The following is a 3,750-nucleotide window of genomic DNA, read 5'->3' on the forward strand; positions in this document are numbered from 1 at the left end:
ATACAACTCTAAGTCAGTATTCAAGTCACTATTTGCTTCAAATCCATTCGACAACAAGTGGTTAAACATCGCAGTATTAGCTTCAACAGTATTGATGTTAATTACTGTATTCGTACCAGGTCTAAACGACGCCTTCGGTACTGTTCACTTGTTAGGTGACCCAATGGCTATGGAAATGTGGATTGTAATTCTATTAGCTGCTGCTTCTGTAGTACTTTACGTAGAAATCGGTAAATTCATTATCCGTGCTACTGGTTGGGACGAAAAATTTGATGTTGGGTCAGAATTAAACAAATAACAATTTTATCTATTTGCTTTTTAAGCTACAAAGGGCTGTGACACTTCCGTCATAGCCCTTTTACATTTTGTCATATGATCTGTTTTTCCTGAGTTTATCTCATTATATACCTTTGCAATTTTTGCTTGTCTACCTATCAACTTCTTGCTAATATAAAAATATAAATAAATTCTATTCTAATAATAAAGGTGGTTTTAAATGCGTAATACGATCAACAATCAACTACATCGTTTTTTATATCTATTCTTCGGTAAAACTGAAATAAAACCCTTATTCTTCTATACAGTAGCAAGCATTTTTATATTATTTGGCCTAAGTGTTCAATCGCCCAGTTCTTTGATATCTGGTTATTGGACAATCCTTTTATCGCCTAGTAATCTAATTACGGACTACTTTGAAGTTGGTGGAATAGGTGCAACTTTTTTTAACGTAGGAACTTTAACTTTAGCTAATACTTTTTTTATACATCGTAACGCCCCTAAAATTACTGGTCCCCTTTTAGCTGCTGTATTGACAGTTATGGGATTTTCCTTCTTTGGAAAAAACTTGTATAATTCGATTCCTTTTCTAATCGGTACTTATCTTTATAGCAAGTATTCTAATACGCCGATTGCCAACTTACTATTGGGTGCCCTTTTTTCATCTGCACTAAGCCCAGTAGTATCCTTAATCACATTTGGCCAGGGATTGCCTATTTTCATAGGGATGCCAATTGGTATAATGGCGGGTGTAATTATTGGTTTCGTAATCCACCCAGTTTCAGCCAGCTTTCTACGATTCCACCAAGGATTTAATCTATATAATATTGGCTTCACTGCTGGCGTTATTGGTTTAGTAATTGCATCGATTATGCGGGTTTTTGAATTACCAGTAACTTACGACATTGAACCACAACAATTATCTAGTTCGCTGGTTACTTGGTTCTTTATCCTCTTTTCACTCGTGCTTTTCTTATCTGGATTTATCTTGAATGATTATTCATTTAAAGGGTATATGAAATTACGTAAATCTTCTGGACAGTTAATTTCAGATATTGTAATTGAATTTGGTACACCTATTACCTTAATGAATATGGGTATCCTTGGTTTTATTGCTATTGGATATGTGCATATTGTTGGTGGTCAATTAGAAGGTGCAGTTGTCGGTGGTGTCTTGACTGTCGTAGGTTTTGCAGCGTTTGGTAAACATCCATTTAATGTTATTCCTATCATGGCTGGTATATATTTGATGCAAATTGCCATGCATATCGACAATCCTAATACAACTAGTGCACTATTAGCCGCATTATTCGGTACTACCCTTGCGCCAATTGCTGGACATTATGGATGGGGAGCAGGTCTTATTGCTGGTGCCTTACATGCAGCCGTTGTGAATAACACCGGTAATGCCCACGCCGGATTAAATCTATATAATAACGGCTTTTCTGGAGGGTTCGTCGCAGCCTTCCTTGTCCCTATATTTGATGTCATAAAGGAGAGAATTAACGAACATGAGAGAATACGCAAAGGTTAATCGTATTGTATCAGAATTTATGAACTTATTTGATGACTATGAAATTAATAAATATCAAATGGATTTATCCATTGCGACCGATAAACAATCTACTTCTGTCATTAAATTTGACGGTAAAAAAGCTGATCTTCCACAATCTTTTATTGATCAATTAGATGACCTAAATGCTAAAAGACAACCTGAAATTGAATATTATTATGAAGACCTTCTAGGCATTCGTAATGATACTTTTAATACAGAAATTTTGGCTGCGGTTATCGATTATGTTACTTTTGATGTTACAGATACAGGTTTCCAGATTTATATTGAACGGGTATATCACTAGACTGAAAGTGCGCCTATTTTTAAAAATAATAAAAAAACGTCTATATGGACTACAAGTCCACTATAGACGTTTTTAATTATCTTTATCGCATCGTTACAAACTCTTCAGCACCTGTAGGATGGATGGCAATTGTTTGGTCGAATTGTTTCTTGGTTAAGCCTAAACGAACACCGACCGCAAAACCTTGCATCATTTCTTCTACGGCATAGCCAATCCCATGAACGCCTACAACCACTTCATCGTCGCCTTGGGTAATCAATTTCAACCGGGCTGGTTGGCGATTTTCTGAAACTGCTGAATACATTGGCGTGAAGTTTGAAGTATACACTTTCACCTTGTCCGCACCAAATTTTTCTTTAGCTGCCTCTTCTGAATAGCCAATAGATCCGATTGCTGGGTGAGTAAAGATGACAGTTGGTACAGTGTTATAGTCTAGTAAATAAGGCTCAGCACCATTAAAAATGGTATCTGACAAGGTTCTACCAGCCATAATGGCTACTGGTGTTAATTCAACTTTACCAATGACGTCACCAAAGGCATATAAACCTTCTACATTCGTGTTATGGTAGTCATCCACTTTGATGTGGCCAGATTTTGTTAGTTCAACATCGGTATTTTCTAAACCGATATTATCCGTATTTGGTGTACGACCGATAGCATAAATTACTTTTTCAGCGTCAGCATGGAGGCCATTTTTAAAGTTTACACGAAGTGAACCATCAGCTAATTTTTCAATGGATTCTGGGTCGCTTTCTGTCAGCAATTCAATGCCTGTTTTCTTCATTTCATCAACTAAGACTTCGATAATTGCTTGGTCGTATCCTCTTAAAGGACGATCATGACGAACAGCTTGAGTTGTTTTGACACCTAGGCCATTTAGAACACCCGCAAATTCGGTTGCCACATAACCTGCACCAATGATTAAGACGCTTTCTGGTAAAGTTTCCCACTCGAAGAAGTCGTCAGAAGTATCTACTAAATCAATACCTGGTAGGTCGATTAAACGCGGACGACCGCCTGGCACAATGGCGATATGTGGCGCTGTATATTGAACGCCATCAACTTCTACTGTGTGGTTGTCGATAAATTTCGCTTCACCCTCTAAATAATGGGTGCCACGAGATTTAAAACCTGACGCATAGCCACCATGGACACGATCAATATAGGCATCTCTATTGGCTTTTAAAGCTGCGTAGTTAACCGGGTCTTCTTCAGTGAAGTTTAGGCCATATGCAGACCCATATTCGTTGATTTGGTCTCTCAGCATAGTCCCGTGCCAAGAAATTTTCTTGGGTACACAACCTCTATTTACGCAAGTACCCCCAACGTCTCTTTTCTCAATAATTAAAGCTTTAGCCCCATATTCAGCGGCACGGTTTGCTGATGCGATACCGGCACTCCCGCCACCGATACTTATATAATCATATCTTTCCATTCATCCCACTCTTTTCCAAAAAATTGTTTTTTCTTACGTTCTTCAGCTTCTTTAGCTTGTCGTTGTAAAAAGATTTGTCTCGCTTGATTGGTTTCAATCGCAATGTCTTGAGTAAAATCGTCCACTTCATTGGTTATTTCATCAGTAGACGGCACTGTTGTCGCTGCTTGGATTGGCTCC

The 3,750-nt window shown here is 38.0% G+C and carries 4 protein-coding genes and 1 pseudogene; 3 read left to right on the forward strand and 2 right to left on the reverse strand.

The genetic code is table 11. The annotated features are described in order from the left end of the window. From ACRCJ0_RS10455 to ACRCJ0_RS10465, 3 genes are all read left to right on the forward strand, one after another. Nucleotides 1-298 (forward strand): cation transporting ATPase C-terminal domain-containing protein (locus ACRCJ0_RS10455; protein WP_431390398.1); only part of this gene is annotated, 298 nt, incomplete at its 5' end. Nucleotides 299-496: 198 nt separating this feature from the next. Beyond that, nucleotides 497-1,810: a DUF1576 domain-containing protein gene (locus ACRCJ0_RS10460; RefSeq protein ID WP_419971308.1), complete on the forward strand. Its 1,314-nt coding sequence runs from the start codon at nucleotides 497-499 to the stop codon at nucleotides 1,808-1,810. Beyond that, nucleotides 1,788-2,135: a hypothetical protein gene (locus ACRCJ0_RS10465; RefSeq protein ID WP_026466129.1), complete on the forward strand. Its 348-nt coding sequence runs from the start codon at nucleotides 1,788-1,790 to the stop codon at nucleotides 2,133-2,135. The genes ACRCJ0_RS10460 and ACRCJ0_RS10465 overlap by 23 nt, the downstream gene beginning before the upstream one ends. Before the next feature lie 82 nt (nucleotides 2,136-2,217). Here the strand turns inward: ACRCJ0_RS10465 and gorA are convergent, their stop codons facing one another. Both gorA and ACRCJ0_RS10475 read right to left on the reverse strand, forming a co-directional pair. Then, a complete protein-coding gene (gorA, locus tag ACRCJ0_RS10470) occupies nucleotides 2,218-3,570 on the reverse strand; it encodes a glutathione-disulfide reductase (protein ID WP_431390399.1) in 1,353 nt (450 codons plus the stop codon). After that, nucleotides 3,549-3,750: pseudogene (locus ACRCJ0_RS10475) on the reverse strand (dihydrolipoamide dehydrogenase); the annotation flags it as partial. The pseudogene ACRCJ0_RS10475 and the gene gorA, both read right to left, overlap by 22 nt.

Source organism: Aerococcus sp. L_32 (assembly GCF_050689315.1).

What these genes read in the sequence shown, in the direction of transcription:
- ACRCJ0_RS10460 (WP_419971308.1), top strand. Translation starts at nt 497, where the DNA reads ATGCGTAATACGATCAACAATCAACTACATCGTTTTTTATATCTATTC.
- ACRCJ0_RS10465 (WP_026466129.1), top strand. Translation starts at nt 1,788, where the DNA reads ATGAGAGAATACGCAAAGGTTAATCGTATTGTATCAGAATTTATGAAC.
- gorA (WP_431390399.1), bottom strand. Translation starts at nt 3,570, where the DNA reads ATGGAAAGATATGATTATATAAGTATCGGTGGCGGGAGTGCCGGTATC.